At 67.8% G+C, this 26,099-nt stretch carries 24 protein-coding genes, 2 tRNA genes and 1 riboswitch; of the genes, 15 read left to right on the forward strand and 11 right to left on the reverse strand.

All coding sequences use genetic code 11. The annotated features are described in order from the left end of the window. The first annotated feature begins 12 nt into the window (after positions 1 to 12). From F627_RS0104755 to cobJ, 7 genes are all read left to right on the forward strand, one after another. Positions 13 to 1,122, forward strand: coding sequence for a cobalt-precorrin-5B (C(1))-methyltransferase (locus F627_RS0104755; protein ID WP_018875748.1), 1,110 nt, complete (start codon positions 13 to 15; stop codon positions 1,120 to 1,122). Continuing rightward, positions 1,119 to 2,063, forward strand: a complete 945-nt coding sequence (locus tag F627_RS0104760; protein WP_026332028.1) for an ABC transporter ATP-binding protein — start codon at positions 1,119 to 1,121, stop codon at positions 2,061 to 2,063. The genes F627_RS0104755 and F627_RS0104760 overlap by 4 nt, the downstream gene beginning before the upstream one ends. After that, entirely contained in the window at positions 2,060 to 2,833 is a 774-nt protein-coding gene (locus F627_RS0104765) for an ABC transporter permease (RefSeq protein WP_038028170.1), read from the forward strand. The genes F627_RS0104760 and F627_RS0104765 overlap by 4 nt, the downstream gene beginning before the upstream one ends. A gap of 71 nt (positions 2,834 to 2,904) precedes the next feature. Continuing rightward, positions 2,905 to 4,236 carry a precorrin-3B synthase gene (gene cobG / locus F627_RS0104770; RefSeq protein WP_019583426.1) on the forward strand — a complete coding sequence of 444 codons (1,332 nt, stop codon included), beginning with the start codon at positions 2,905 to 2,907 and terminating at the stop codon, positions 4,234 to 4,236. After that, positions 4,233 to 4,886, forward strand: a complete 654-nt coding sequence (locus tag F627_RS0104775) for a precorrin-8X methylmutase (protein WP_018875744.1) — start codon at positions 4,233 to 4,235, stop codon at positions 4,884 to 4,886. The genes cobG and F627_RS0104775 overlap by 4 nt, the downstream gene beginning before the upstream one ends. Further along, complete coding sequence (locus tag F627_RS0104780) at positions 4,883 to 5,638, forward strand: precorrin-2 C(20)-methyltransferase (RefSeq protein ID WP_019583427.1); 756 nt, start codon at positions 4,883 to 4,885, stop codon at positions 5,636 to 5,638. The genes F627_RS0104775 and F627_RS0104780 overlap by 4 nt, the downstream gene beginning before the upstream one ends. Then, the gene (cobJ, locus tag F627_RS0104785; RefSeq protein WP_018875743.1) at positions 5,635 to 6,420 is read left to right on the forward strand and encodes a precorrin-3B C(17)-methyltransferase; all 786 of its coding nucleotides are present in this window, start codon (positions 5,635 to 5,637) and stop codon (positions 6,418 to 6,420) included. Before F627_RS0104780 ends, cobJ begins: the two co-directional genes overlap by 4 nt. A 13-nt stretch (positions 6,421 to 6,433) precedes the next feature. On the opposite strand, the gene F627_RS0104790 is transcribed toward cobJ, so the two are convergent. Further along, entirely contained in the window at positions 6,434 to 7,234 is an 801-nt protein-coding gene (locus tag F627_RS0104790; protein ID WP_018875742.1) for a cobalt-precorrin-6A reductase, read from the reverse strand. Between the two features lie 4 nt (positions 7,235 to 7,238). Here F627_RS0104790 and F627_RS0104795 point away from each other — a divergent pair, with 4 nt between their 5' ends. The 3 genes from F627_RS0104795 to cobM are packed head-to-tail and all read left to right on the forward strand — an operon-like array spanning position 7,239 to position 9,675. Next, complete coding sequence (locus F627_RS0104795; protein ID WP_026332029.1) at positions 7,239 to 8,474, forward strand: bifunctional cobalt-precorrin-7 (C(5))-methyltransferase/cobalt-precorrin-6B (C(15))-methyltransferase; 1,236 nt, start codon at positions 7,239 to 7,241, stop codon at positions 8,472 to 8,474. Then, positions 8,453 to 8,914 (forward strand): cobalamin biosynthesis protein, encoded by a 462-nt coding sequence (locus tag F627_RS0104800; RefSeq protein WP_019583429.1) that lies wholly within the window; start codon positions 8,453 to 8,455, stop codon positions 8,912 to 8,914. The genes F627_RS0104795 and F627_RS0104800 overlap by 22 nt, the downstream gene beginning before the upstream one ends. Continuing rightward, positions 8,911 to 9,675 carry a precorrin-4 C(11)-methyltransferase gene (gene cobM / locus F627_RS0104805; RefSeq protein ID WP_018866847.1) on the forward strand — a complete coding sequence of 255 codons (765 nt, stop codon included), beginning with the start codon at positions 8,911 to 8,913 and terminating at the stop codon, positions 9,673 to 9,675. Before F627_RS0104800 ends, cobM begins: the two co-directional genes overlap by 4 nt. A gap of 194 nt (positions 9,676 to 9,869) precedes the next feature. On the opposite strand, the gene F627_RS0104810 is transcribed toward cobM, so the two are convergent. Continuing rightward, positions 9,870 to 10,427 carry a cytochrome c gene (locus tag F627_RS0104810; protein WP_019583430.1) on the reverse strand — a complete coding sequence of 186 codons (558 nt, stop codon included), beginning with the start codon at positions 10,425 to 10,427 and terminating at the stop codon, positions 9,870 to 9,872. A 20-nt stretch (positions 10,428 to 10,447) separates the two neighbouring features. Then, on the reverse strand, positions 10,448 to 11,578 hold the full coding sequence (locus F627_RS0104815; RefSeq protein ID WP_019583431.1) for a porin: 1,131 nt from the start codon (positions 11,576 to 11,578) through the stop codon (positions 10,448 to 10,450). Positions 11,579 to 11,688: 110 nt separating this feature from the next. Next, a riboswitch (cobalamin riboswitch) is annotated at positions 11,689 to 11,911 on the reverse strand. Positions 11,912 to 12,103: 192 nt separating this feature from the next. Between F627_RS0104815 and F627_RS0104820 the strand changes: the two genes are divergently transcribed. After that, the gene (locus tag F627_RS0104820; RefSeq protein WP_019583432.1) at positions 12,104 to 13,108 is read left to right on the forward strand and encodes a cytochrome-c peroxidase; all 1,005 of its coding nucleotides are present in this window, start codon (positions 12,104 to 12,106) and stop codon (positions 13,106 to 13,108) included. Between the two features lie 75 nt (positions 13,109 to 13,183). Here the strand turns inward: F627_RS0104820 and F627_RS0104825 are convergent, their stop codons facing one another. Then, a complete protein-coding gene (locus F627_RS0104825; RefSeq protein WP_026332031.1) occupies positions 13,184 to 13,627 on the reverse strand; it encodes a DUF4399 domain-containing protein in 444 nt (147 codons plus the stop codon). A 138-nt stretch (positions 13,628 to 13,765) separates the two neighbouring features. On the opposite strand from F627_RS0104825, the gene gltX reads away from it, so the two are divergent. From gltX to F627_RS0104845, 4 genes are all read left to right on the forward strand, one after another. Further along, the gene (gene gltX / locus F627_RS0104830; protein ID WP_019583434.1) at positions 13,766 to 15,172 is read left to right on the forward strand and encodes a glutamate--tRNA ligase; all 1,407 of its coding nucleotides are present in this window, start codon (positions 13,766 to 13,768) and stop codon (positions 15,170 to 15,172) included. A gap of 42 nt (positions 15,173 to 15,214) precedes the next feature. Further along, positions 15,215 to 15,290, forward strand: a tRNA-Ala gene (locus tag F627_RS0104835). Between the two features lie 24 nt (positions 15,291 to 15,314). Then, a complete protein-coding gene (locus F627_RS0104840) occupies positions 15,315 to 15,539 on the forward strand; it encodes a hypothetical protein (protein ID WP_026279239.1) in 225 nt (74 codons plus the stop codon). A gap of 20 nt (positions 15,540 to 15,559) precedes the next feature. Further along, a tRNA-Glu gene (locus tag F627_RS0104845) sits at positions 15,560 to 15,635 on the forward strand. 108 nt (positions 15,636 to 15,743) lie between these two features. Here F627_RS0104845 and F627_RS0104850 read toward each other — a convergent pair. The 7 genes from F627_RS0104850 to F627_RS0104880 all read right to left on the reverse strand — a co-directional run bounded on the left by F627_RS0104850 (position 15,744) and on the right by F627_RS0104880 (position 26,089). Next, positions 15,744 to 17,192, reverse strand: coding sequence for an OprO/OprP family phosphate-selective porin (locus F627_RS0104850; protein WP_019583435.1), 1,449 nt, complete (start codon positions 17,190 to 17,192; stop codon positions 15,744 to 15,746). 85 nt (positions 17,193 to 17,277) lie between these two features. Continuing rightward, positions 17,278 to 18,981, reverse strand: a complete 1,704-nt coding sequence (locus F627_RS0104855; protein ID WP_019583436.1) for an iron ABC transporter permease — start codon at positions 18,979 to 18,981, stop codon at positions 17,278 to 17,280. Next, positions 18,978 to 19,925: an extracellular solute-binding protein gene (locus F627_RS0104860; RefSeq protein ID WP_051081480.1), complete on the reverse strand. Its 948-nt coding sequence runs from the start codon at positions 19,923 to 19,925 to the stop codon at positions 18,978 to 18,980. The genes F627_RS0104855 and F627_RS0104860 overlap by 4 nt, the downstream gene beginning before the upstream one ends. 95 nt (positions 19,926 to 20,020) lie before the next feature. After that, the gene (locus F627_RS0104865) at positions 20,021 to 21,103 is read right to left on the reverse strand and encodes an ABC transporter ATP-binding protein (protein WP_018878367.1); all 1,083 of its coding nucleotides are present in this window, start codon (positions 21,101 to 21,103) and stop codon (positions 20,021 to 20,023) included. Between the two features lie 126 nt (positions 21,104 to 21,229). Further along, positions 21,230 to 25,045, reverse strand: a complete 3,816-nt coding sequence (locus F627_RS0104870; protein ID WP_019583437.1) for an AAA family ATPase — start codon at positions 25,043 to 25,045, stop codon at positions 21,230 to 21,232. 159 nt (positions 25,046 to 25,204) lie between these two features. Then, the gene (locus F627_RS0104875) at positions 25,205 to 25,696 is read right to left on the reverse strand and encodes a hypothetical protein (RefSeq protein WP_019583438.1); all 492 of its coding nucleotides are present in this window, start codon (positions 25,694 to 25,696) and stop codon (positions 25,205 to 25,207) included. 129 nt (positions 25,697 to 25,825) lie between these two features. Continuing rightward, the gene (locus F627_RS0104880) at positions 25,826 to 26,089 is read right to left on the reverse strand and encodes a hypothetical protein (RefSeq protein ID WP_018866836.1); all 264 of its coding nucleotides are present in this window, start codon (positions 26,087 to 26,089) and stop codon (positions 25,826 to 25,828) included. Positions 26,090 to 26,099: the final 10 nt, after the last annotated feature.

Below are 26,099 nucleotides of genomic sequence, written 5' to 3' on the forward strand. Positions count from 1 at the left end.
TCGGCGGGCGGAATGCGCCCGGAGACGCCCGAGACGAGCGGGCGTCTGCGCACGGGGCTGACCACCGGTGTGTGTGCGACCGCCGGTGCCGTTGCCGGCGCACGCTGGCTGCTGGAGGGGCGGCGGCTCGAGATGGTGGAAGTCATCCTGCCGAAGGGACAGGTCGTGAGCCTGACACTGAACGACCTCGAACCCACTCCGGGCGGCGCGGTTGCCGGGGTCATCAAGGATGCCGGCGACGACCCGGATGCCACCCACGGGGCCCGGGTCTGGGTGGAGGTGAATCTGTGCGGTGCGCCCGGTGTCGAGTTCGTGGCGGGTGCCGGGGTCGGGACGGTCACGCGCCCGGGCCTGGTGCTGGAGCCGGGCGAGCCCGCCATCAATCCGGTCCCCCGACGCATGATCCAGGGGCATCTGGAGACACTGGCTGCAGCCGCTGGGTACAGCGGGGGCTTCAGGGTCACGGTCGGCGTGGACGGTGGCGAACGCATTGCCGGGCGGACCATGAACGCCCGCCTGGGGATCCTCGGGGGGCTCTCGATCCTGGGCACCACCGGCATCGTCCGGCCGTTTTCCTGCGCCGCCTATATCGCATCCATTCATCAGGCCATAGACGTGGCCCGCGCCAACGGCTGTCCGCGTGTGGCCTGCTGCACCGGGGGTACCAGCGAGGCGGCGATGCGCGAACAGTACGGCCTGGACGACATGGCGCTGATCGAGATGGGGGATCTGTTCGGGGCGGCACTGAAGTACCTGGGGCGTCATCCTCTGCCTGCGGTGGTGCTGGCCGCGGGGTTCGGCAAGCTCAGCAAATTCGCGGCCGGACACCTGGATGCCCACAGCCGCAAGTCGCGCATCGATCTCGACGCGCTGGCGGAGGAGGCGGCGGATCTGGGAGGCAGCCAGGAACTAGTCGCGCGCATCCGCGCGGCGAATACCAGCGCCCAGGCGCTTGCGGATTGCCTGGAGCAGGGTGTGGCGCTGGCCGACCGTATCAGTGCGCGCGCCTGGAAGCGGGCGCGCGGGATGCTGCCGGAGACCACGGCGCTGGAGGTCTGCGCGGTGGATCGGGCCGGACGCATCGTCGGGTTGGCCAGGGACACCGGGGGGCTGGCGCCATGATGGCCCCGGCAATCGCCCTGAAGTCGGTGGCCAAGCGCTATGCCGGTGGCCGGGTCGGGCTGGCGGACGTGGACCTGGAAGTCCCGGCGGGCCGCTTTTTCGGCCTGCTGGGGCCGAATGGGGCCGGCAAGACGACCCTGGTGGGACTGCTGACCACGCTGGTGCGGGCCGATCGCGGGTCGATCCGGGTCTGCGGCTTCGACGTGGCGACACAGGCGGTTGCGGCGAAGGCCTGCATGGGCGTGGTGCCGCAGGAGATCAACTTCAACAGCTTCGAGCCGGTGGGCGAGATTGTTGAAGCCCAGGCGGCCTATTACGGATTGTCCCCGCGGCGGGCGCGCGAGCGTACTGGCCAGGTACTGGAACAGGTGGGCCTGGCGGACCGGCGGCGGCAGTCCGCCTGGGGGCTGTCGGGCGGAATGAAGCGCCGGCTGATGATTGCCCGGGCGCTAGTGCACCGCCCGCACGTGCTGCTGCTGGACGAGCCGACCGCGGGGGTGGACCTCGAGGGACGCCATACAACCTGGGAACTGCTGCGTGCGCTGAATGCGGATGGTGTGACCATCCTCCTGACGACGCACTACCTCGAGGAGGCGGAAGCGCTGTGCGATTCGCTGGCGATTCTGGGTCAGGGCGAGATCGTTGCGCGCGGCGAGACCGGCGAACTGCTGCACGGGCTGAACGTGCAGACCCTGGTGCTCGAGTTGAGCGCCCCCCTTGATGCGTGCCCCGAGCTGGAAGGGTTGGCGATCCGGCGGGTGGATCGCTGGACCCTGGAGATTGACCTGCCGCAGGGTATGGAGGTGAACGCGCTTTTTGAGCGTCTCGGTGTGTACGGTGTCCGGGTGGCGGGCCTGCGCAACAAGCGCAACCGGCTCGAGTCGCTGTTCCTGCAGCGCATCGCGGAACGTGCCAGTGCATCGCAGGGGGCCGGGACATGAGGCTCGCGGCGTACGGATTTGCCTATCGCGGGATGGTGATCAAGCAGGTGCGCCGCTTCCTGCGTGCCTGGGTGCAGAACCTGCTGCCATCGGTGGTGACGACCGTTCTGTTTCTGGTGATCTTTGGCCACCTGGTCGGGCGCGAGCTGGGCACCATGCGTGGCGTCGACTACGCCGATTTCATCCTGCCGGGCCTGATCATCCTGGCCGTGTCCACCAACGCCTACAGCAATGTGACGCTGGCGTTCTATGGCGCGCGCCTGCAGCGGCACATCGAGGAATTGCTGGTTGCGCCACTCCCCGCCTGGCTGATCGTGGCGGGCTTTGCAACCGGCGGGGTGATCCGCGGTCTGCTGGCCGGGGCGCTAGTGGCGCTGGTTGCGATCCCGTTTACCAACCTGCAACTGCACCACCTGGCGGCGACGCTGGGGATCGCGCTGGTCAGTGCCACGCTGTTCGCCCTGGCAGGCCTGCTGAATGGCCTGTACGCGCGCAGTTTCGACCACACCTCCGTGGTGGCGACGTTTGTGCTGACCCCCCTGATCTATCTGGGAGGGCTGTTCTATCCGGTGGAACGGATGCCCGAGCCCTGGCAGTCGCTGGCAGCGCTGAACCCGCTGTACTACATGGTCGAGGGCTTTCGCTACGGCCTGTTGGGGACCGGGTCCTTCGCCTGGGCCACAACCTTCTGGGTGCTCGTGGGGACCACCCTGGTTGTCGGCGGGGTGGCCTGGACCCTGGTCGCTCGCGGCGTGCGGATCCGGTCATGAGCAGGGGTCCGAAGCCGTTGGGTGCCGAGCATCCGCGTGTGCGCCGGGCGTGTCCCGGAGTCGCTGCGCCCATGACGACCGGAGACGGGCTTCTGATGCGGGTACGTCACCCGATCGGAGGGCTTGACGCGGCGCAGGCGCGCATCCTCGCCGAGGTGGCGCTGCGTTTCGGTTCCGGTGACCTGGAGCTGACCAGTCGCGGCAATCTGCAATTGCGCGGTCTGGACACGCCGGGCCTGGAGACGGCACGGGCCGAACTGGAGGCGGCGGGTCTGGCGGATCGCGATCCCGAGGCGGAGGCGGTGCGCAATGTGCTGGTGGCACCAGCGACGGATATCGACCCGGAGGCCGCCATGGATGTACAGCCCATCGCGCGGCAACTTGCGCGGGCACTGGGCGCAACCCCGCGCCTGCGCGCACTGCCGCCGAAGGTCGGGGTGCTGGTGGAGGCGGGTGGCGGGTTGCCGCTGGGTAGAGTGCCGGCGGACCTTCGACTGGAGGCCTGTACGGGACCGGGTGGCGTGTGGATTCGCGTGGCCGTCGGGGCGTCGGCTCACGCCGCGACGGTGCTTGGGTGGGCACGCCCGGAGAAGGCCGTGGACGCTGCCCTGCAAGTCCTCGAGCAATTCGTGGCGCTGCGCCAGGGGGATCCGGATCCGCCGGGCCGTTTGCCCGGCGCACTGGCTCGGTTCGGCGCGAAGGCCCTGACGCCTCCCGGGCTGGAGCGGGTGCTTCCGGGTGGGGATCCGGTTGCGGCACGGAGCAGCGAAAACGCCGACTCCGGGATTGGTGCGTGCCTGAATGGCGATGCCTTCGGGGTCGCGTTCCCGTTCGGATCCCTGCGCGCCGAGGCCCTGCGGGGGCTGACCGAGCAGATCCGCGGCCAAGAAGGGCGCCTGCGGCTGACTCCCTGGCGCAGCGTGCTGCTGGTCGGGGCGCGGCCGATCACCCTGGACCGGCTGGCTGAATGGGGCGGAGTAACGGATCCACGAGATCCTCGCCTAGTGGTGAGCGCCTGTGTCGGTCAGGGGGGATGCTCGGCGGGTACGACATTCACTCGGGCGGACGCCGCGATGCTCGGGACAGCCGCCCGCAGGCTGCTGGCGGATGACGAATATCTGCATGTCAGTGGCTGCGAGAAGCACTGCGGGAGGCCCGCGAATGCCCGGGTGGTCCTTGCGGCGCGGGCGGGGCATTACGACCTGTCGCTGCAATCTGCCCCGGCGCACTGGGAGGCCCTTCTTGAGGGTCTTTCACCGGATCAGCTGCGAGCGGCCCTGTCGGCGCTTGAACAGATTACGCACGCAGAGCGCGTCGGGATGTTCGCGGCCCTGCGCAGGCTGGGCCCGACCGACCTGCGTCGGCGCCTCAACGCGATGATGAATAACGGAGAAGAAACATGACGCAGAGCGATACCGCGGGGGTCGTACCGGATTACGAGCGCGACGGCGCAGCCATCTACCGGGAATCCTTCGCGATTATTCGATCCGAGGCGGCGCTGGATCGTTTTCCGGAGGATCTGGTGTCTGCGGTGGTACGCATGATCCATGCCTGCGGTATGACCGACCTGCCGCAGGACGTCGGGTTTTCGGCTGGCGTGGCCCGGGCGGCTCGCGCGGCGCTGGCTGCTGGCGCGCCGATCCTCTGCGACAGCAACATGGTGGCGCATGGGGTCACGCGCGCCCGGCTGCCGGCGGATAACCCGGTGATCTGCAGCCTGCGCGAGGACGGAGTGGTGGCTGCTGCCGAGCGTATGGGCACAACGCGTTCGGCGGCGGCGCTGGAATGGTGGCGACCGCATATGGAGGGTGCGGTGGTGGCGATCGGGAATGCGCCCACGGCCCTGTTTCACCTGCTGGAGATGCTGCACCAGGGCGCGCCGCGTCCGGCCGCGGTACTCGGTATCCCGGTGGGCTTTGTCGGTGCGGTGGAGAGCAAGGAGGCGCTGGCCGCCAGCCCGCTGGACCTCGAGTACCTGACCATCTTCGGACGCCGCGGTGGCAGCGCCATGGCCGCGGCGGCCATCAACGCCTTTGCGAGTGACCGGATATGACGACATCCCCCAAGCTGCATGAACCCGCGGCCGCGGGTTGTCTGTACGGCGTGGGCACCGGGCCGGGTGATCCCGAGTTGCTGACGCTGAAGGCCGCGCGCCTGATTGCAGAGAGCCCGGTAGTGGCCTATTTCTGTCGCCGGGGTGGCCGTGGCCAGGCGCGCGCCATCGTGGACGCCCACCTGGGCACGGGGCAGCAGGAGATGCCGCTGGAGTATCCGGTGACCAACGAGATCCCGCACGGCTCTGACGAGTATCGCCGCCGCATCGAGCAGTTCTTCGACGCCGCCGCCGAGCAACTGGCTGCCGAACTGGCAGCCGGGCGTTCGGTGGTGGTGTTGAACGAGGGCGATCCGTTCTTCTACGGATCGTTCATGCACGTCTACCTGCGGCTGAAGGATCGGTTTCCCACCCACGTGGTCCCTGGCGTGACCTCGATGATGGCCTCGGCTGCGCAATTGTCGACGCCGCTGACCATGCGCGATGACCTGCTGACGGTGATCCCGGGCACGATGCCGATCGACGATCTGCGCCAGGCCCTGCAGGGGACTGATGCAGCGGTCATCATGAAAGTGGGGACCCATCGCGATGCGGTGGTCGGTGTCCTGCAGGAGCTGGGGCTGAGTGAGCGCGCCTGGTACGTGGAACGCGCCAGCACTGCCGAGGAGCGGGTCCTGCCGCTGTCCGAGATCCCGGAGCGGGTGCCCTATTTCTCGATGATCGTGATCCCCGGGCGCGGGGTTCGGCGATGAGCGGGGATGGTGGTCCGGTGGTCGGTCGGTTGAGTGTGGTCGGGGTGGGTCCGGCGGGGCCGGAATGGATCACGCCGGAGGTCGCTGCCCGTCTCGAAGCGGCGACCGACCTGGTGGGATACGGGCCGTACCTGGAACGGATTGCGGCCGCCCACCACCGTGTGCACGCCTCGGACAACCGCGAGGAACTGGCGCGCGCAACCCACGCCCTGGATTTGGCCGCCGAGGGGCGGGACGTAGCGGTGGTTTCGGGCGGCGACCCGGGTGTGTTCGCGATGGCGGCCGCGGTCTTCGAGGCCCTGGAAGGCTCGGAGCCGGGTCGCTGGGACGCGGTGACGGTGGAGGTGCTGCCCGGGGTGTCGGCGATGCAGGCCGCCGCGGCGCGGCTGGGTGCACCGCTGGGAAACGATTTCTGCGTGATCTCGCTGTCGGACAACCTCAAGCCCTGGTCGCTGATCCAGCGTCGGGTACGGCTGGCGGCCGAGGCCGACTTCGCCATGGCCTTCTACAACCCGATCTCGCGCGCACGTCCCTGGCAGCTGGGCGAGGCACTGGGCATCGTGCGCGAGGTGCAGGGGCCGGACACCCTGGTCGTGCTGGCCACCGCGGTGGGCCGCGGCGAACGCGAAGACGTGCAGATCTCCACCCTCGGCGAGGTGGACCCGACGACGGCGAACATGAGCACGCTGGTGATCGTGGGCGCCGCCTCCACTCGGGTGCTGGAGCGTCCTTCGGGCCGGCGGCACGTGTACACCCCGCGTTATGTCGAGTCCGCGGAATGAGGCGGGAGCCGCGTTAGCCGTGCGCGTCCGGGAGATCCTCCAGCCAGTCGAGTACCGCCTGCGGGGCGTGGAATCGCGGCACCCCGGGGGCATCCGGCGGGCGCTCCACCATCACAACCGGCATACCCCGTTCGCGGGCCGCCTGCAGCTTGGCGGCCGTGGCATCGCCGCCGCTGTCCTTGGTCACCAGCACGTCAATCGTGTGTTCCCGCAAAAGGCGCGCCTCGTCTTCGGCCGTGAACGGGCCCCGGGCGTGGATCCAGGTAACCCGCGGCAGCGCCGGCGGTGGTTCGGGCGGGTCGATGGTGCGGATGACGTAGTCCAGTTCGGGCGCGGCCTCGAAGGCCTCCAGGTGCTGGCGGCCGGTGGTCAGCAGCACGCGCCGGCCGAGTTCCGGAAGGGCGCGGGCGGCGGCCGCGAGGTCGGGCACGCGGATCCAGCGGTCCTCCGGTCCGGCCTCCCACGACGGTCGGGTCAGGCGGGCCAGCGGGATGCCGGTCTGGCGCGCAGCCGAGACGGCGTTGGCCGAGATCTGCCGTGCGAACGGGTGGGTCGCGTCCACCAGGGCGTCGATGGCGTGTTCGTGCAGCCAGGCGGCGAGGCCGTCGACGCCGCCGAACCCGCCGGTGCGCCGAGGCAGCCGCGCCGGCCCCGGTTTTCGGGTGCGCCCGGCCAGCGAGACGGTGGCCTGCAGCCGCGGGTGCACATCCAGCAGTGGTTCCAGCGCCGCGGCCTCGGTCGTGCCGCCCAGCAGCAGGATCTGCCGCGGGCGAGCCGCCCGGGGGCTGGAGTCAGGAGATGAACGGGAGCTCATGAGGATGACCAGTCTAGCGACGAACAGTGAACCAACGCCATGGCTGAATATCGTCGGCGTAGGCGCGGAGGGGCTTGCCGGGCTGGCACCCGGGGCCCGCATGGCGCTGGACACGGCGGCGACGGTGATCGGCGGCGCCCGGCATCTGGAGATGCTGTCGGAGCGGCCGGGGCAGGAGCGCCTGGTGTGGCCGTCGCCGCTGGAGACCGCGCTGGACTGGATCGAGGCACGCGCCGGGCAGCCGCTGTGCGTGCTCGCCAGCGGCGACCCCTTCTGGTTCGGGGTGGGGGCGACCCTGATGCGACGTTTCCCGGTCGCTCAGACCTGTGTTTGGCCCGCGCCCTCGGCGTTCAGCCTGGCGGCTGCGCGGATGGGCTGGCCGCTGCAGCAGACCCGCTGCCTGTCGGTGCACGGCCGGCCCATGGAGGCGCTGCGGCCCTGGCTGCACAACGGCGCGCGGTTGCTGATCCTGAGCCGCGACGGAGACACGCCGGCGGAGCTGGCACGCTGGTTGACCGGGCTCGGCTTCGGTGATTCCACCCTGACCGTACTGCAGTCCCTGGGCGCGGCCAACGAGACGGCCGTCAGCGCGCGTGCCGATGCCTGGCCGGAGGTCGGGATCGAGGCACTGAACACCGTGGCGCTGGAGTGCCGGGCCGATCCGGCAGCAACGGTGCTTGCGGCGAGCGCCGGTCGGCCGGAGGCGGAGTTCGAGCAGGATGGTCAGATTACCAAGCGCGAGGTGCGTGCGGTGGCACTGGCCCTGCTGGCACCTGGTCGTGGCGAACGGCTCTGGGACGTGGGTGCCGGTTCCGGTTCCATCGGCATCGAGTGGATGCTGGCGGACCCGGCCAATGAAGCGGTGGCCATCGAGCCGCGTGCGGAGCGTCTGGAACGCATCGCGCGCAACGCGAGCGCGCTGGGGGTGCCGGCACTGCGCCGCATCCACGGGCGCGCGCCGGAGGCGCTGGATGACCTGTCTGCCCCCGACGCGATCTTCATCGGTGGTGGGCTGACGACGCCCGGGCTGGTGGAACACTGCGTGGAGCGTCTGTGCCCGGGGGGGCGCCTGGTCGCCAGCAGCGTGACGGTGGAGGGCGATGCGGTGCTGGCGGCGGCTCGCGAGCGCCATGGTGGCGAGCTGACACGCATCAATGTGAGTCGCTCGGAACCGCTGGGCGCGATGTCCGGCTGGAAACCGCTGCGGCCGGTGACCCTGTGGTCCCTGCGCCGGATCTGAACCAGGAGGGGGGCTTGGTCGTGCCGGGCGTCGGCTTCGCCTCCGCCTGTACGGCCCGGGAGCTGGAGGGTCTGATGCGCGAGGTACTGGCCGAGGCTCGCGCCGTGCTGGGAGTGGAGCGTGCCGGAGTGCTCGGGGCCCGGCAGCTGGCGGCACCTGTGCATAAGAGTGACAGTCGCATGCTGGCGACGGTCGCGCGGGAGCTGGAACTGGAACTCGTATTCCCGTCCATGGCCGCCCTTGCGGACTGCCAGGGGGGAGTGCTGACGGAGTCGCCACGGGCGCGTGCAACGGCCGCGGTCGGTTCCGTGGCCGAGGCAGCGGCGCTGGCAGCGGCCGGCGAGGGCGCGCGTCTGCTGTTGCCGCGGCGTCTGTCACCGCAGGCCAGCTGCGCGGTGGCCTGGGTCGACCGCCAACATCTATTCGAGGAGTCATCATGACGGTTCATTTTGTCGGGGCAGGCCCGGGTGCCGCGGATCTGCTGACGCTGCGCGGGCGCGATCGCATCGCGGCCTGCCCGGTATGCCTGTATGCCGGTTCGCTGGTGCCGGAGGCGGTGCTGGAGCATGCCCCGGAGGGGGCGCGCGTGGTCAACACCGCGCCACTGACGCTGGACGCGATCATGGAGGAGATCGAACGCGCCCACGCGGCGGGCCAGGACGTGGCGCGCCTGCACTCCGGCGACCTGTCGGTCTACAGCGCGCTGGGCGAGCAGATCCGCCGGCTGGAGGCGGCCGGGATTGACTACAGCATCACGCCCGGCGTGCCGGCATTCTCCGCCGCCGCGGCGACCCTGGGGCGGGAACTGACGGTGCCGGAGGTGGCGCAGTCGGTGGTGCTGACGCGCACGCCGGGACGGGCGTCCTCCATGCCGGAGCGCGAACGGCTGGCAAGTTTTGCCGCCACCGGGGCGACCCTGGCGATCCATCTTTCGCTGCACAATATCGAGACCGTGGTCGAGGACCTGCGGCCGCACTACGGCTGCGACTGCCCGGTGGCCATCGTCTTCCGTGCCAGCTGGCCGGACGAGACCGTGGTGCGCGGTTCGCTGGGGAATATCGCGGAACGGGCGCCGGCCCTGACCACGCGGCGCTCGGCGCTGATCCTGGTGGGCCCGGCGCTGGACCCGGGCGATTTCCGCGACAGTGCGCTGTACGACCCGGCGCATGTGCGCCGTTACCGCGGCATGGACGGGGACTAAGCGGCGGCGCCCCCGATCTTCCGCAGGCAGGGGTGACTCCGGCGGGTGTTGTGGGGCACTGGGCTTTTCGCCTGCAAGCAGGCTCCCACATCGCCAGGAACCTGTAGGAGTCTGCTTGCAGGCGAAGGCGGTTTCTTCCCGATCAGGATCACGGAAAGGGGCCGCCATGCGGCGGCCCCCTGGTTCCGGCCGGTTTAGCGGCGGCGGTAGTTGTCGTGGCAGGCCAAGCAATGGTGGCGCACGCCGTTCAGGGCCTCGGTGGCGCGAAGCTGGAAGTCTTCGTTCTCCAGGTCCTCGGCCGACTCCACCTTGCGCTGCAGTCGTTCGGCGGCCTCGCGGTAGGCTGCCTTGTATTCGGCGAAGTCCGGGTCCTCCCAGGCCGCGGGCAGGGCCCCGGGTTCGCCGTCCCGCGCCGGTGTCTCGCGTGCGAACCAGGTTTCGATGTCGTCGGCGCGGCGCGCCAGTTCCTCGGCCAGGTCGGGCAAACGCTCGGCGAATGGTGCGCCATAACGCAGGATCTGCTCGATGCTGCGGTAGGTGGCCGAGGTGCCCTGCATGCTCTGCTGACGGAAGCGCTGGAAGGCCTCGGTGGCATCGACTCCGGCCGGGTCGTCCAGGGTCTCGCTGTAGTCGTCACCCCAGGGCCCGGGCATCGGAAGCGTCACCTCGCCGGCATGGGCGACGGTGGCGGCGATCAGGATCAGGACAAGGCCGGTTACCCGCAGGGCCGGCGTGAAGGTGGTTCTAGTCATGTCGGATCTCCTTTCCGGTTTCAGAAGCGGAACTGGTGCTGCAAGTGCATTTCCCAGTTCGAGGTGTCGGTGTCGCGGTCCAGCCACATGAGCTGGGTCTTCTGCCGCTGCCCTCGGTGATACCAGTTGAGGCCGGCGCCCCATTCGCGCTGCCAGCGCTCGTCTCCATCCAGGTCGTCGCCGGCGTCGTGGCGCAGCACCGCGTGGCGGGCGGCGAACTCCAGTCCCTCCACCGGTAGCGACTGCGCCAGTTCCAGTTCGGCCCCCAGGTCGTGGTAGTTCGCGGTGCGGTTGGGGGAGACATCGCGGCGGAAGGCGGCCAGCGACAGCGAGGTATGGCCGAACTTGACCACCGCGTCGGCGGTGGCGGTGACCCAGTCGGCGCGCTGGTTGGCCACCGTGTCTTCGATGCCGCGGCTCCAGTCGCGCAGGTGGTTGCGGCTGGCGGCCTGTACGCCGGCGCCCAGGCCGACGGTGCGCTTCACGGCCTGGCCTAACGTGGTGTTGTCACGTGGGACTGCGCCGACCGGGGCCCACGCGCCGCGCGCGCTGAACAGGTGGCCGGAGGTGGACGGACGATCATCGCGCTGGTCGAGGCGCCCGCGACCGTCAAACACGCCGATGGCCCAGGCGCGATCGTCGGCCGCGCCACCCAGTAGGGCGACGCCGGTGTCGCGGCCGGCCGGGACCTCGAACTGATTCCCCGCGATGCTCAACTCGGTGAACAGCCGGTTGGGGCCGCCGATGTCCCGCGGCAGGCCGAAGGGCACGGTGAACTGGCCGGCGCGCAGGTCGAGGGACTCGGTCAGCGCGTATTGGAGCCAGACGTCGCGCATCGAGAGCTCGCCGCTGCTGAAGTCGGGCTGCAGGCGAAAACTAAGATCGGGGTGGAATAGGGTGCCCGTCGTATCCAGCCAGGCGCGGCGAAAGTCGAATTCGGTGGTGGTTCCCTCGTCGCCCCGCTCGATGGCGTAGCGGCCCTGGATGAGCGGGTCCAGGGTGATGGCGAAGCCGTCGGCTTCGCTGCCGAACTCGAACTGTGCCTGGAGGGGGGAAGCCCCGCCACTGGCGATCAACAGGCCGAGAAGGGTCGGGGCCGGAGCCAGGAGTGGCGGCCGGCCGGGTCGTCGGGTCGGTTTGTTCAAGGTCATTCTCCCTGGGACGCACACCCCGTGCGCCGTGGATGGAACGACGCTGGGTGGGCCAGGGGAGGTCGGGGACTATAGACACAGCAAGCCCGACCCGACCGCTTGCCCGCCGCAGCGTCAGGTTTCCTCCTGGCCGGTCTCCGGACTCGTGAAGCGGGCGGGGGTGCCCGGGCGGATCGCCTTCCCACACCGAATTGCGGCGCAGTGGTTGTTGATCCGTTGTCTTCACCTACCGTTGCGGGGGCAGTGCCGGCATTGCGAACGGCAGTTCGCGCACCGGCTTCCCGATTATCCCCGGCGATGGAACGCCAGGGCACCTGGAGGCGGGGCGAAGGTTACTGGGGTTACAAATAGGCTGGCAAGAGGTGCGTTTGAGGAGCGACCAACCGCATTGATTGATCTGGATCAACGGGAGCGCTGATTTCGCTGGTCGATCGAATACCGGGTCGATAGGGTGGGATTCAGGTGATTTGGACCGAGTCTATATCGGTCTTCGCCGACACCGATCCAATCTCAGGGAGACTTGCCATGATCCGACGTTCTTATCTTCGCAGCGCCATCTTTTCGGCCTGCACCGCCCTGGCGCTTGGCGTGGCCGCGCCCGCCGTGGCGGATACCGACTACTCGCAGTACCGGGATGTGTTCGAGCCGCTACCGGCGCTGCCGCCGATCCCGGCGGACAACTCGATGACCAAGGAGAAGATCGAGCTGGGCAAGATGCTGTTCTTCGAGCCGCGCATCTCCAGCTCCGGCGTGATCTCCTGCGCGACCTGCCACAACCCGGCGCTGGGCTGGGCGGACCGCATCCCGCGTGCGGTCGGCCACGATGGCCAGGTTGGCGAGCGCAACACCCCGACCGTGCTGAATTCCGGCTTCTTCACCGCGCAGTTCTGGGATGGCCGAGAGGACGACCTGGAGGGGCAGGCCCTGGGCCCGATCCAGGACGCGATCGAGATGGCGATGCCGCTGGAGGATGCGATCGCCCGCCTGGAGGAGTTCAATGAGTACCAGGAGAAATTCGAGGCCGCCTATCCCGACTATGACGGCGACAACGTGATCAATACCGACCACGTGGCCAAGGCGCTGGCGACGTTCCAGCGTACGCTGAACACCCCGAACTCGCCGCTGGATCGCTGGCTGGCCGGGGATGAGGGCGCGATGAGCGAGCAGCAGATGCGCGGGATGAAGCTGTTCGCCGACAACGGCTGCGTGGCCTGTCACCGCGGGCCGGCGCTTACCGACAGCAACTTCCACCGCATCCAGGTGCCGGGTTCGGAGGACGAGGGCCGCTACCTGGTCACGGGTGAGGAGAGCGACCGGTTTGCGTTCAAGACCCCGACCCTGCGCAACGTGGCCCTGACCTACCCCTACATGAACAACGGGGAGACCGCCACGCTGGAAGAGGCGATCCGCATCATGGGCGAGGAAATGCTGGGGCAGGACTTCAGTGATGACGAGGTCGCGGATATCGAGGCCTTCATGCACGCGCTGACCGGCGAAATGCCGCAGTTCGAGATTCCTGCGCTGCCGTAACCGGCCGCATCGGAATCGAATGCGCCAGCCCCCCTCCGGAAACGGAGGGGGGCTTTTTGATGGTGTGGTACAGATCTATTCCACGGTAATCGTGATCTTCTCGGAGACAACGGGCGGGTCGAAGCTGATGTGACGGTAGTCCATGAACAGCAGTTGCAGGGTGTATTCGCCGGGTTCCAGTTCCAGCTCGCCCTCGGTCTGCCCGCCGCCGAAATGGCGCTTGTGGTCGGAGAAGGGCAGCGAGGTGTCCAGGTCCACCTCGTCGAGCGGCTTATTCACCAGCAGGTGGTGGTGGCCGGTGTTGTCCATCTCCACACCGGCCGGGGCGACACCCATGCCGCGCAGGCCCATCTGGATGCGCACGGGGCCTTCGAGCGTTTCGCCATCCTGCGGGCTGATGAAATAGACCTTCGCGCCATCCGGCGGCGCGATGCGGTCGCTGCCCATGGCACTTCCGGCCAGCGCGAGGCCTCCCGTCAGCACGAGCAGTGTGGAGAGCCGAGTAAGAGCGGTATTCATGGGTACTCCTTGGGCCCGGGTTCGGCCGGTCTGTGTACTCATTTCGAGTATAGTCGGCGGTCCGCGCGGCAGTGCAGTGGCGTTCTGCTACCCTATGCGCCTTCGTTTTCCACCTCCCGATCGAGACGAGTAGCCCGCATGAGTTTTCGCACCCGATTTGCCCCCAGTCCGACCGGCTATCTGCATATCGGCGGTGCCCGCACCGCGCTGTTCTCCTGGCTGTACGCCCGCCACCATGGTGGCGAGTTCGTACTGCGGATCGAGGACACCGATCTGGAGCGCAGCACCGCGGAGTCGGTGAACGCGATCCTCGAGGGCATGAACTGGCTGGGGCTGACCTACGATCACGGGCCGTTCTACCAGACCGAACGCTTCGACCGGTACAAGGAGGTGATCGACCAGCTGATGGCTGCAGGCCACGCCTATCGCTGCTACTGCACGAAGGAAGAGCTGGATGCGATGCGCGAGGAGCAGAAGGCGCGCAAGGAAAAGCCGCGCTACGACGGTCGCTGCCGTGCGCGCACCGAGCCGCGCGAGGGCGTGGAGCCGGTCATCCGCTTTCGCACGCCGGACGAGGGCGTGACCGTCGTCGATGACATGGTGCGTGGCAAGGTCGCGTTCCAGAACAGCGAGCTGGACGACCTGATCATCGCCCGCTCCGACGGCTCGCCGACCTACAACCTGACGGTGGTGGTCGACGACATGGACATGGGGATCACCCATGTGGTCCGTGGCGATGACCACCTGAACAATACCCCGCGCCAGATCAACATCCTGAAAGCGCTGGGCGTGGAACCGCCGCGCTACGGCCACCTGCCGATGATCATGGGCCCGGACGGTGCCAAGCTGTCCAAGCGCCACGGGGCGGTCTCGGTGATGCAGTACCGTGACGAGGGCTATCTGCCGGAGGCGCTGCTGAACTACCTGGTGCGCCTGGGCTGGGCCCACGGCGACCAGGAGATCTTCTCGGTGGACGAACTGGTGCGTCTGTTCGATATCGAGGACGTCAACCAGTCCGCCTCGGCGATCAACCCCGACAAGCTCCTGTGGCTGAACCAACACTACATCAAGACGCTGGACCCGGATCATGTGGCGCTGGAGTTCGGCTGGCACCTGGGCCAGCTGGGCATCGATCCGGCCAATGGTCCGGCGATGCGCGATGTGGTGATCGCCCAGCGCGAACGCGCGCGCACGTTGCGCGAGATGGCCGAGAACAGCGTGTACTTCTATCGCGAGTTCGAGGACTACGACGAGAAGGCCGCACGCAAGCAGCTGACCGCCGAGGCAAAGCCCGTGCTGCAGACCCTGCACGACGGGTTTAGTGCCCTGGGCGCCTGGGAGAAGGAGCCGCTGCACGAGGTGGTGGTGCATACCGGCGAGCGCCTGGATCTGAAGCTCGGCAAGGTCGCACAGCCGCTGCGCGTGGCCCTCACCGGGGGTACGGTCTCCCCGCCTATCGATGATACGCTGGTGCTCATCGGGCGCGAGCGCGCCCTGGCCCGCATCGACCGCGCGCTGGCGAAAATTTCCGCCGAAGCGGGTTGACACATTTCGGGGTGCTGGCTACAGTACGCGCTCGCCTGACACGGGGCCATAGCTCAGCTGGGAGAGCGCCTGCATGGCATGCAGGAGGTCGGCGGTTCGATCCCGCCTGGCTCCACCACTCAGGTGATTTGCGAGTTCATCAATGCATCGTTTCGGGGTCATATCACTCTACGTTGGATTGGTGCTGGCAGTAGTCGGATTGATCGGCGGATTCGGGCTGATGCTCACCGGGGAACAGACCTGGTCCAAGCCCCTCATCGCGCTGGTACCGATCGGGTTTTTGCTGGTATTCAACGGTCTGGTGACGACGCTTCTGCATCGGCCACCGGGTAGCGAAGAAGACCGGCCCAAAGGCCCACCGGAATAGCAACAAGACGTTGCCTCTACGTCCCCATCGTCTAGAGGCCTAGGACACCGCCCTTTCACGGCGGCGACCGGGGTTCGAATCCCCGTGGGGACGCCATATCCCGAGAAGGCCTGAACCGGAAGGTTCGGGCCTTTTCTTTTTGTGCCTCTGGCGTGATGCCAGTAGAGCGACGAGCACCTCCCTGTGCTCGCCGATCCGCTCGTCCTAGAACTCGAACTGGGCGCGGGCGGCCAGCAGGTGGTTGCCATTGGATACGCCACCGCGACCCTCGTAGTCGAAGTACATGTAGTTCAGCTTGAACACCATGTCCTGGTTCGGGTACCAATTCAGACCGAGGGTGTAGTGGTCCATCTTGTTGCCGCGCCCCACTTGGGTGTGTTCCAGCGAGTCGGCATGGGCGTAGCGAGCCGCGATCTCCCACGCACCCGTGCCTCCGTTACCAAAGACGGAATTCGGGCGTACGGCGCCAAAGTCGCCGCTGAAGGCGCGATAATTGCGTTGCTCCCCGGTCAGGAAGTAGCTCGCTTGGACATAGTAGCCGTCCAGCGTGAGGCTGCTTCTGTCCGTAGCGTCACTTTCATGGGCATCCAGGACTTGTTCACGGTCGAGATCCAGGTCCACTCGCAGATACTCACCCTGCAGGGAAAAGGGCCCCTTGCCCCATGCGGCCTCGAGGGCATATCGGCTGTAGGAGTCGACACCCTCGAGGTCATTGCGGCCAATCAGCCGGACGTCGATGGCCCGGGCACCTTCACGGGAGCGCAGGCGAACATCTTCGAGCGTGCCCTCGTCCGTCGCGTTGACCCGGTGGTTGAAGGACGCACCCAGGTGGGTGAACGTATCTTCGGACATATACGGGGCGAACGATGCGCGGGTTGCCAGGCTGTACCCTTCCTCGACATCCCGGTCGCGATCCGTGCCGTCCCCGCCAAAGACACCCGCTGCGAAATACCAATCCGGTACCAGCGTCTCGTACATCAGGCCGATCTGTCGGCTGGGGCGATAGGCGTCTACGGGGGTGGCACGTTCCATGAAGGTCAGGCGCCGCGAGCTGGTCGAGCTTTCCAGCGAGAAAGGCTCCTTGAAGTTGCCGACTGCAAGGCGCCCGCTGTCAAAGAGTCGAGCGACGTAGGCGTTTGCAAAGCGGACTTCGCTGTCCCGGAAGTCGACCTCCAGTTGCCATTCCCAAAGATTGTCGTAGACGCCGATGGCGCCCAGTCGGGCGCGCCGCAGGAACGTTCCATACTCGGGAATCGGATCGGCCTCATTGGCGGCTTCGGAAAGATTGTCGTCCCAGTTGGCGGCCGCAGCGTCCACCATCAGTCGTCCGCGCAGCCCGAATCGGTTCTTGCCGTCCTGGCTTTCGACACGGAATTTGCGTGCCTGGATGCGGTCATCGACGGTTTGCAATGGAAGGGTCGGTTCGTACTCCAGTCCCTGATAGCGATCCTCGGCCTTAATCTGGTCGGCCACGGCTTCGGATTCCCGGGCTTCCGCCTCGCGGAGGTCGCGGAGGTCCTCTTCGGTGAGCACGCCGCGCTCGATCAATTTGTCGATCAGGGCCGATGTGGAGCTCTCGGCATGGGCCGGTGCAGCCAGTATGCCACCACTGACCAGGGCGGCCAGGAGTACGGGAGTCTTGAATGGTTTCATGGTCTTTTCCTGTGAATGTATGCGTATGCACACCCGGCATGAGTCCCGCGAACCGGGTGTGATGGGTACACGCCTCGCGGCGTGATCAGGTGGGAGCGCGGGGGCGGCTCCGAATCTGGAATACGACCAGGACGATCGAACTCAAGGCGATGGTGATGCTGGCCATGGCCATCGCGACGGCGAGGTCGCCCTGCTCGAACTGGTTGAAAATGAAGGTTGCGGAGGTGTCTAGGCCCGGAGGAAGCAGCAGGATGGAGGCCACGAGCTCGCGCATGGTGACGATGAAGGTGGTCAGCCAGGCGGCCAGCAGCACAGGCTTGAGCTGAGGCAGAACGACCTGGAAGAACACGCGCCAGCGGCTGGCGCCGAGGATCGAAGCCGCATGTTCAAGCGCCGGATCCATCGACTGCAGGCGGCTGTTGGCGTAGTTCAGGGCGTCGGTGATGTAGATCACCACATAGGCCAGCAGCAGCATCCACACCGTGTTGTAGGGGGAGACGGGCACCCAGAATGCGTTCCAGGCGAGGATCAGGCCGACTGCCAGAACGATCTTGGGGATGACGCGTGGCAGGGTTGCCAGGCCCTCCAGCGCATGGCGCAGCCAGCCATGCGTTCGCGAGATTACATAGGCGATCCACGCGCCGAGAAAGATGCTGATGGTCGCGGCGGCGAAGGCCAGCCACAGGCTGGTGAACAACGCCTCCGACCCCCGCGAACCCGGGATCAGGATGGCGCGGTAATGGTAGAGGGTCAGGCTGGGGAGTGCGCCTTGCCACTGGTCCGCGATGCTGGTGACCAGCATGGCGAAGTAGGGCAGCAGCGTGGACAGAACGAACAGCCCGGCAAACCAGGCCACTCCGATGATGCGCGCCCCGGGCCCCAGCTGGAATTGATGCGGGGTTTCGGGCTCGTAACGGCCGCCGCCCATGAAGCTGGCCAGCAGGCGCGACCCGTACAGCGCGATCAGGGCGATCAGGCACAGGAGGGAAGACAGGGCGGTGGCCAGCGCGAGGTCGAGCGGCCAGCTGGTCACCAGGTAGAAGATTTCGGCGGGTAACAGCGGCAGGTTGGCGCGTGTGCCCAGGACCGCGGGAACACCAAAATTCGACAGCGCCTCGAGGAACACCAGCAGACCGGAGTTGAACAGCGCTGGCAGCATCAGCGGGATGATGATGGCGCGCAGGGTCTGGCCCCAGCTGGCACCCAGCTGTACCGCGGCGGTTTCCAGGCGACGCGGTATGGAGGCCAGCGCGGCCTCGGTGGCCAGTGCGACGTAGCCAAAGGAGGCCAGCGCCATGACGAGCGTGACGCCCCAGAACGAAAAGAACCAGGCGCGCAGCGCTTCGGGCATCGGTCCCAGTAGCTGGTCGAAGAACCCGCCGTCCTGCATCACCAGGATGTAGGACAGCGCCGCGATGTAGGGCGGGGTCATGATCGGAACCAGCAGCGAAAGCCGGGCCCAAAGTTTCCCGGGCAGATTGGTCCGTGCGAGCAGGTAGCCGCAGGGCACCCCGAGGATCCAGCTGACAACAGTGGTAGCGCCCGCCCAGGCAAACGAGTTCCACAACATGGAGCCGATGCCCTCGGTTTCGCCGATCCGGCGATAGGCATCGAGAAAGCCCTCGAAGCGCCCTCCCATGATTTCGGGGAAGATGCTGGTCAGGAACAACAGCGCCAGGGGATAGCCCGCTCCCAGCAGCAAGAGGGCCGCGACCAGCAGCACCGGGAGCCGGGTGCTGGCCCACGACAGGACGAAAGGGCGCGTGGCCGCGGATGCCACGGTGATCATAGGGCCGGGCTCCGCACCGCCCGCGGGATCTCCGCGCGTTCAACCCGGAGCTGAAACTGGCGCAGCAGCCGGTTCTGAGCCGCGAGTGCCTGGCTCCGGTCCAGCGCCAGGATCGGAGGCATGCCTTCGTAGGCTGCCTGCCGTTCCGGGCTGTTCGCGATACCCTCCCGGGCCGGGATCAGGTGCTGTTCGGCCACCGCCTCCTGGGCGAATTCGGAGAAGTAAAAGTCGACAAATGCCTCGGCCAGTCCGGGCGCGTGCGCCTCGTCGAGGATCACGATCGGCCGCCGAACCATGGCCGCGCCACTGGTCGGGTAGCGCATCTCGACTTCGGGATTGCGGACCTGTTGGCGCAGGACAAGGTAGTCCACCACGCCCAGGATCGCGTCGTATGCGCCGGTCACGAGCCCGCCGATGGCCTGGCTGTTGGCCGCCGCGAAGTCGAGTCCATCCGTCCGGGCGTCGATGAACGCGGGCCACAGCTCGTCTCCCTGGACCTGGGCGAAATTCACCAGGAAGTCGCCGGTGGCTCCCGATCGTGACGGCGACGGCATGACTGTCCGCTCGGCATGAGGTGCCCGCATCAGATCGAGCCAGTCGATCGATGCCGCATCGCCCAGCGGGCGATCCTTGCGTACGGCGACGCCCACGAGCGCGGCGGCCGTCGCATGGAAATAGCCGTCCGGGTCGTGCCAGTCGGCGTCGGTTTGCTCGACCCCAGAGGGTCGGTACGGTCTCAGGCGTCCGTCTCGCTTCAGGGCCTCGGCCGCGAGTTCCGAGGCGAAAATCACCACATCCGCGCGGTTGCGATAGCGTTCCGCCTCCAGCTTCGCCATGACCTGCCCGGTGGTGGCGGCGAAGAGGTCGACGCGGACGTCGTGCCGGGCTTCGAACGCCTCAACGATGTGTTCGATCAGAGGCCGGGGCCCCGCGGAATAGACCACCAGCGTGTCGTCATTCGAGGATGATCCCGTGCACCCGCTCAGACTCGGAAGCGCGACCGCAAGACCGGCGAGCAATAGAAGGCTGCGGATGCCCATCAGTTGCGAACGACGTGGGCGCGCTGGAGGTCCAGGCTGATGCCGACGGTTTCGCCGCAGGCGAGTGCCGAACGGTGAAAGGCCCGCAGACGCATGCCCTGGTCCAGATCCAGGAGGATCTCGTGGCGGTCCCCGAGAAAGCGCGAGTGGCGTACGGAACCCGGCAGCACCCCATTGGGGCGCGCATCCGGAGGCGGTGCCTTGCCAGGTGACAGGTCAATATCCTCCCGGCGCACCACAAGGTGCCCATTGGCGGGCAGCCCGTTGGTGGCCGCCAGGCGCAAGGCATTGTCGAGGACGATCTCGTCACCCCGACGCTCGAATGCCAGGATGTTCGCGCTGCCGATGAACTCGGCGACGAAGCGATTGCTGGGGCTCTGGTAGATGGCCTCGGGGGTACTGTTCTGTGCGATGCGGCCATCCGCCATCAGGGCGATGCGGTCGCCGAGTGCGAACGCCTCACCCTGATCGTGGGTGACATACACGACGGTCTGTCCGGTGTCGCGGATGAGCAGTGCGATCTCGGACTTGAGTTCTTCTTTCAGACGGGCATCGAGTGCCGAAAGAGGTTCGTCCATCAACAGCAGGCGCGGACGGACGACCAGCGCGCGGGCGATCGCCACCCGCTGCTGCTGGCCGCCTGATAATGTGGATATGGCCCGGTCCGCAAACTCGGCAATCTGGAGGCGTTCGAGAATCTCCATGACCTGTCGGCGCCGCTGCGAGGATGTGGTCCCCCGCAGTTTCAGTCCGAAGCCCACGTTCTGTTCCACATTCATGTGCGGCCACAGACTGTGATTCTGAAAGACCATCGCCAGCCCGCGCGTCTGCATCGGCTGGTGAATAGAGCGCGCTGGGTCATCCATGACCGTCCCCGCGATCGAGAGGGTCCCGCCATCGGCCGCCAGCGACCCCGCGACCAGATTCAGGAGTGTGGTCTTGCCGCAGCCGGAGGGCCCGAGCAGGACCTGGCATTCGCCGGGATGAACCTGAAGGTCGATGGAATCAAGGGCGGTATGCGACCCGAAGGTCTTGCGAAGTTGCCGACACTCAAGCAGCGGGTCGCTGTTGGGCGTTTGCATGACACATGCCTTGGGGAAAGAGCGAGCGCTCAGACTAGGGCAGTATCGTTACAGCGGTATTGAGGTGTTGTTGCGCGGGGATGAAGCTTTTTTTGCGTTGCCCGCAAGTGTGGAACCGGAACCGGTTCAGGCGAGGCGGGGGTCGCGCTGGCGGGGTTCGTCCGGGTGCGGGCGGGGAATGATGCAGTGGTTGATGCGCAGGAGTTCGCGCTCGGCCCAGGACTGCACCTGGGGGTCCGTGGCGTAGCGCGCATGATCCAGTAGGGCCTGGCGCTCGATATTGGGGTTGCCCTGTTCGTGGGCGATACGGCGGGCGCGCTCGAGTTCGTGCCAGCCTTCTTCGTCGCGTCCCTGGCTCTGGTCGAGCAGGGCCACGGCGCGCAGGCGCCGGATCGGCGCTTCGAACGCGAGGTCGCCCCGCTTGCGGCAGCCGGCCAGGGCGACGTCGGCGACGCTCAGGCGCTGGTCCGCCGCGGTGCCGCTGGCCTGCAGGGCGTCCAGCAGGATGTACTGGAAGATGGTGTTGACCCCGTCCATGATGTGACGCATGGCCTCCACCTGCTGCTCGATGGCCTGACAGGCGTCGGCTTGTCCCTGGCGGGCGAGGGCCCAGCTCTCGAGGGTGATGCCGGCGGCGCGCCACAGCGGGTAGTCGTAATCGCGCGCGATGGCGAGCGTTCGGCGTGCCGCCGGCAGGGTGGAGTCCGGATCCCCGCTGTAGAAGCCGAGCACGGCGCGGAAGGCCTGCACGAAGGCCTCGGTGGGCCGATGGCCGAGTGCGTCCGCCTGCTCGCAGGCGGTGTCCATCTCGGCCCAGGCGCGCGCGTGGTTCCCCAGGTGGAGCAGCGTCCAGGCCATGAAGCCGCGCGCGCTGATGGCCGGGTTCTCGGTGTGCCGGGCTACCAGGGCGGCGTGGTCTTCCTCGCGATAGAGCTCCACCGCCCGGGTCTGATGTTCCAGGGCCTCGGCGAAGCGACCGGTCCAGAAGTGGGTGTTGCCCTGTACGTAATGGGCGGCGACCCGCAGCAGGCGATCGCCGGAGCGTTCGGCGAGCTGTTCCATCTCCCCGGCGAGACGGTGGGCCTCGGTGAAGCCATGCCAGGAGCCGGCGCCGTGCCACAAACCCCACAGCACGCGGAAGTACTGCACCGGATCCTGCTCCGGCGCGGTCAGGTGCATGGCCCGTTCGAAGATGTCATTGACCGTGCGCGAACCGTAGCCCAGCAGGGCCAGATTGGACGCGCCGAGCCCGCCGAGGGCCCGCAGCGTGTTGTGTTCCAAATCCGTCGGGTCATGTTCCTTGTGAGCTGCCGGATGGCGCTCCAGGCAGGCCAGGGCATCCTCGAAGTAGTGCGAGGCCTCGGGCAGGAGGCCGCGCGCGAACGCCGCCTCGCCGGCATGCAGCCAGGCGCTGACCGCCTCGGGGTAGCGAGCGGCATGGTAGAGGTGGCTGGCGATGCGGCCCCAGTCCGCGGTCTGCATGCCGTTCTCGCCGTCTTCCTGCATCAGGTCGGCCAGCTGGCCGTGCAGGCGCGTGCGTTCACTCAGCAGCATCGATTCGTAGGCTGCCTGGCGGAACAGGGCGTGGCGGAAGCGATAGCGCACGCCGTCCACCATGCCGGCGGGTTCGATGAACCCCTTTCCGGTCAGCCGGGTCAGCTGCCGCCGGATGGTGTCGGCGGGCTGACCGCGCAGTCGGCTGAGGATGCGGGTATCGAAGTCGCGGCCGATGACTGCGGCCGAGTGGGCCAGTTCCCGGGCGCTGCCCAGCTGTTCCAGGCGTGCGACCAGCAGGTTGGAGAGACCGGGTGGCAGGGTGTCCGGGAGCTGACCGCTGCGGGCAGCCTCCAGGGCATACCGCGTGAGTTCCTCGAGGAACAGCGGCACGCCTTCGCCGCGTTCGACCAGCTGGTCGCGCAGGCCGCTGGCCAGGCGGCCGTGGGGGTCCAGGCGATCGACCAGGTCGCGGGCGGCGGCATCGTCCAGGCCGTGCAGGCGGATGTGCTGCAGCGAGAGATCGCGCCAGGAGGAGCGGAAGCTCATGCGCGCGGTCAGGATGGCCATCAGGGGCTGGTGCTGCAGGCGCTGGTACAGCCGGCGCAGGAACTCCGCCGTGCCCGAGTCCATCCAGTGGAGATCGTCGCAGATCAGGAGGGTCGGACCGTGGGCGGCGCGCCGCTGCACCAGTTCGACCAGGGTGTCGATGATGCGGTCGCGGTCCAGCCCTTCGTGGGCGAGGCTTTCTGGGCCGTCGGCGTCCGGATGGGTGAGCCAGTGGGCCAGGCGTGGCGCAAGCTCCGGGGCGACCCCGGCATGCTTGAGGGCGCCGGCGAGTCGGCGCTTTCGGGCATCGCGCAGGGTGTCGTGTCCCATCCAGGTGGCGAAGGCCTGGCGTACCGGGGCCAGGAGCTGGCGGGCGCGGTCTTCGCGGCACTTGAGCAGGTAGCGTGAGCGGGCCTGGCCGCGGACCTGGAGATCGAGTCCGCGGGCCAGGCGGCTCTTGCCCAGACCGGCCTCGCCCTGAACCAGCACGAAGCGGACCTCGTCGCGGTCGAGTACCTGATCCCAGTGGCCACGCAGTGCCTGCAGTTCCGGGCTGCGGCCGGTCAGCGGCGTCAGGCCACGCAGGGTCTGGGCATCCACGCGGTCCAGCGGACCGGGATCGCCGGTGACGCGGTAGGCGCCCGTGCCGTCCTCCGCCTCGCGGAAGCTGAAGTAGCCGGACACGCGGGCATGGGTGGGTGCGCTGACGCGCAGGGTGCCGGGGTCGGCGCGCTGGGCGCACTCGTGTACGCGGGCGGTGAGCTGGCCGGCGGGGTCGGGCAGATCCGGGTCGGCGCCGGTGACGATCAGGTCGGTATCCACGGCGAGGCGCAGCTGGCAGTCACCGGGGGCGCTCTCCAGCGCCTGCCAGGCGGCATGCACGGCGTCGACCGTCGCCTCTTCGCGTCCGGCGGGATAGCCGAAATAGGCGAGCAGGCCATGGCCGGGCGAGGGCACGACATGGCCGTGGTGGCTCAACAGGACGAAGTCGACATGCTCCAGCGTGCGGTTGACCTGTTGCTGCTGGATCTCGATGTCGGCGTCGGCATCGGGCTGTACATGGCAGGCCACGACCGTGACCCGACGGCGTTCGGGGCGCAGGGTGGCGGGCTCGGCATCCTCGGGGCTGGCGTGCTGATGGCTGGCCTCGGCGCGTTCGGCGCCCAGGATTTCCTCGCGCGTGCGCGCCAGCAGTTCGCCCGGGGGCTTGCCGGCCTCGGCCTCCAGGTGGGCATAGTGCTCGAGTGCGCGCTTGGGATGGCCGCTGGCCGCCAGGGCCTTCATCAGGAGGTGGTGCAGGGTCTCGTCGTGGGGCTCCATGGCCAGCAGGCGGTGGAGCTCGGCGAGCAGGGGTTCGCCCTCGTTGGGCTTGGCGAGTTCGGGGAGGTTGTGGCCGATGAAGACCAGCAGGTTCTGCCAGTGATGGTCGCGCTGGGACTGGGCCCAGGCGGATAGTTCCGGCAGGTCCTGCAGGGCGCGCAGGCCCTCGAGGAAGTGTCCGCGGTACTCGCACACAATGGCCAGGTCCGGCGGGGGTGCCGTGGTCTCCCGCCCCTCGGTCGTGCGGCGCTCGGAGCGCGCACGCTGCAGGGTGAGGAAGTCGATGCGCGAGTCCGCTTGCGGCTGGAAGCGCACATAGCGGGGTGTCGTGTCGAGCAGGGGCGGGTCGCCGGCGGGTAGCTGGCGACGCAGCTGGAACAGGCCCTGGCGCAGGTTGACCCGGGCGCTGTCGGCGTCCAGGTCGGGCCAGAACAGGCGGGCCAGTTCCTCGCGCGGGATACGCCGCGGGCTCTCGGCCGCCACATAGGTGAGGAGCAGGCCGAGTTTCGTCCCGGAGAGAGCGGGTATGTCACGGTCCTCCACGCGCACGCCGACGGTGCCGAAGGTCGTGATTTCCATATGCGCCAAGCAGGTCTCCCGTCTTCTTCGTCAGCGGCCGTTTGTGGCCTTCCGCGATCCGGTCAGGGCGTTCGTGTACCGGGCCGCCGCCACATTTGCGGTGCAGGGGCGGGCCCCATCTCCGTCCGGGTTGATTGTACCGGCATTCCGCGGCCGGGGTCAGTCAATGCGGATGGTTGCATAGCCCTGGTTTTCGTAGCCCATGATCGAGAGGAACGTGTTGCCGACCAGGTGAATCCCGGGCAGCAGGTCGTCCTGTTCGAGGTCGAAGCGCCGCGTGGCAATGCTGCAGGCCTCCATGTGGATGCCGTCCAGTTCCAGCAGGCCCTCCAGCCGTTCGTGGATATGGCGCACGGCGGAGACGTCCTCGATATCGAGGTGGTCGGTGGAGCGGGCGATCAGCCCCGCCGCGCCGCCCCGGAAGGCAAACACCATCTCCGGCTCCAGGCCCTGGCGCTGCATGTCGTCGTAGGTCTCGCGGATCACGCTCAGGCGGGCGATCAGCCGGTCGGGTTCGCCGATGGTGATGTCCCAGAGGATGCGCCCGGTGTCCATGCCGGTAATGGCACGCTGATCGCCGGGTTTGTCGGCGAGTGCCAGGCCGGGGAGCAGCAGGGCACCAAGCAGGAAAGATGCAAGTAAGCGGTGCATGGCAGTCGTCCCTTTTGGCGGAGGTCCTGTTACGAGAGTAGCAGTCCCGCGCGCGCTGCGTGCAGCGATGTCGGGTCGACGCCGGGGGAGCGGCCGCGCCCGGAGTCGGGCGCGGCCGTCGGCAGTGGTTCAGTGCCCGTGGTGGCCGTTGTGCAGATATTCCACCGCTTCGAGGGTCTGGACCTGGATCTCGCGTACCGGGATGAAGCGCGAGGCGCCCGGGCTGACGACCTCCTCGGTTACGCGGATACGGTAGGGAGCCTCGTGGTTCAGCAGCTGGCCGATGAAGCGCTTGCCCTCGTGGGTGACGCGTACCGGGGTGGTGTCGTCGTAGCGGCTGAAGTTGTAGCTCACGTCCTTGGGGTACTGCAGGTTCTGTTCGGAGAAGCTCATGGTAGGGGCC

The organism is Thioalkalivibrio sp. ALE16, assembly GCF_000381305.1.
Taxonomy (GTDB): Bacteria; Pseudomonadota; Gammaproteobacteria; order Ectothiorhodospirales; family Ectothiorhodospiraceae; genus Thioalkalivibrio.

What these genes read in the sequence shown, in the direction of transcription:
- F627_RS0104755 (WP_018875748.1), top strand. Translation starts at nt 13, where the DNA reads ATGCGCCCGGAGACGCCCGAGACGAGCGGGCGTCTGCGCACGGGGCTG.
- F627_RS0104760 (WP_026332028.1), top strand. Translation starts at nt 1,119, where the DNA reads ATGATGGCCCCGGCAATCGCCCTGAAGTCGGTGGCCAAGCGCTATGCC.
- F627_RS0104765 (WP_038028170.1), top strand. Translation starts at nt 2,060, where the DNA reads ATGAGGCTCGCGGCGTACGGATTTGCCTATCGCGGGATGGTGATCAAG.
- cobG (WP_019583426.1), top strand. Translation starts at nt 2,905, where the DNA reads ATGACGACCGGAGACGGGCTTCTGATGCGGGTACGTCACCCGATCGGA.
- F627_RS0104775 (WP_018875744.1), top strand. Translation starts at nt 4,233, where the DNA reads ATGACGCAGAGCGATACCGCGGGGGTCGTACCGGATTACGAGCGCGAC.
- F627_RS0104780 (WP_019583427.1), top strand. Translation starts at nt 4,883, where the DNA reads ATGACGACATCCCCCAAGCTGCATGAACCCGCGGCCGCGGGTTGTCTG.
- cobJ (WP_018875743.1), top strand. Translation starts at nt 5,635, where the DNA reads ATGAGCGGGGATGGTGGTCCGGTGGTCGGTCGGTTGAGTGTGGTCGGG.
- F627_RS0104790 (WP_018875742.1), bottom strand. Translation starts at nt 7,234, where the DNA reads ATGAGCTCCCGTTCATCTCCTGACTCCAGCCCCCGGGCGGCTCGCCCG.
- F627_RS0104795 (WP_026332029.1), top strand. Translation starts at nt 7,239, where the DNA reads ATGACCAGTCTAGCGACGAACAGTGAACCAACGCCATGGCTGAATATC.
- cobM (WP_018866847.1), top strand. Translation starts at nt 8,911, where the DNA reads ATGACGGTTCATTTTGTCGGGGCAGGCCCGGGTGCCGCGGATCTGCTG.
- F627_RS0104810 (WP_019583430.1), bottom strand. Translation starts at nt 10,427, where the DNA reads ATGACTAGAACCACCTTCACGCCGGCCCTGCGGGTAACCGGCCTTGTC.
- F627_RS0104815 (WP_019583431.1), bottom strand. Translation starts at nt 11,578, where the DNA reads ATGACCTTGAACAAACCGACCCGACGACCCGGCCGGCCGCCACTCCTG.
- F627_RS0104820 (WP_019583432.1), top strand. Translation starts at nt 12,104, where the DNA reads ATGATCCGACGTTCTTATCTTCGCAGCGCCATCTTTTCGGCCTGCACC.
- F627_RS0104825 (WP_026332031.1), bottom strand. Translation starts at nt 13,627, where the DNA reads ATGAATACCGCTCTTACTCGGCTCTCCACACTGCTCGTGCTGACGGGA.
- gltX (WP_019583434.1), top strand. Translation starts at nt 13,766, where the DNA reads ATGAGTTTTCGCACCCGATTTGCCCCCAGTCCGACCGGCTATCTGCAT.
- F627_RS0104840 (WP_026279239.1), top strand. Translation starts at nt 15,315, where the DNA reads ATGCATCGTTTCGGGGTCATATCACTCTACGTTGGATTGGTGCTGGCA.
- F627_RS0104850 (WP_019583435.1), bottom strand. Translation starts at nt 17,192, where the DNA reads ATGAAACCATTCAAGACTCCCGTACTCCTGGCCGCCCTGGTCAGTGGT.
- F627_RS0104855 (WP_019583436.1), bottom strand. Translation starts at nt 18,981, where the DNA reads ATGATCACCGTGGCATCCGCGGCCACGCGCCCTTTCGTCCTGTCGTGG.
- F627_RS0104865 (WP_018878367.1), bottom strand. Translation starts at nt 21,103, where the DNA reads ATGCAAACGCCCAACAGCGACCCGCTGCTTGAGTGTCGGCAACTTCGC.
- F627_RS0104870 (WP_019583437.1), bottom strand. Translation starts at nt 25,045, where the DNA reads ATGGAAATCACGACCTTCGGCACCGTCGGCGTGCGCGTGGAGGACCGT.
- F627_RS0104875 (WP_019583438.1), bottom strand. Translation starts at nt 25,696, where the DNA reads ATGCACCGCTTACTTGCATCTTTCCTGCTTGGTGCCCTGCTGCTCCCC.
- F627_RS0104880 (WP_018866836.1), bottom strand. Translation starts at nt 26,089, where the DNA reads ATGAGCTTCTCCGAACAGAACCTGCAGTACCCCAAGGACGTGAGCTAC.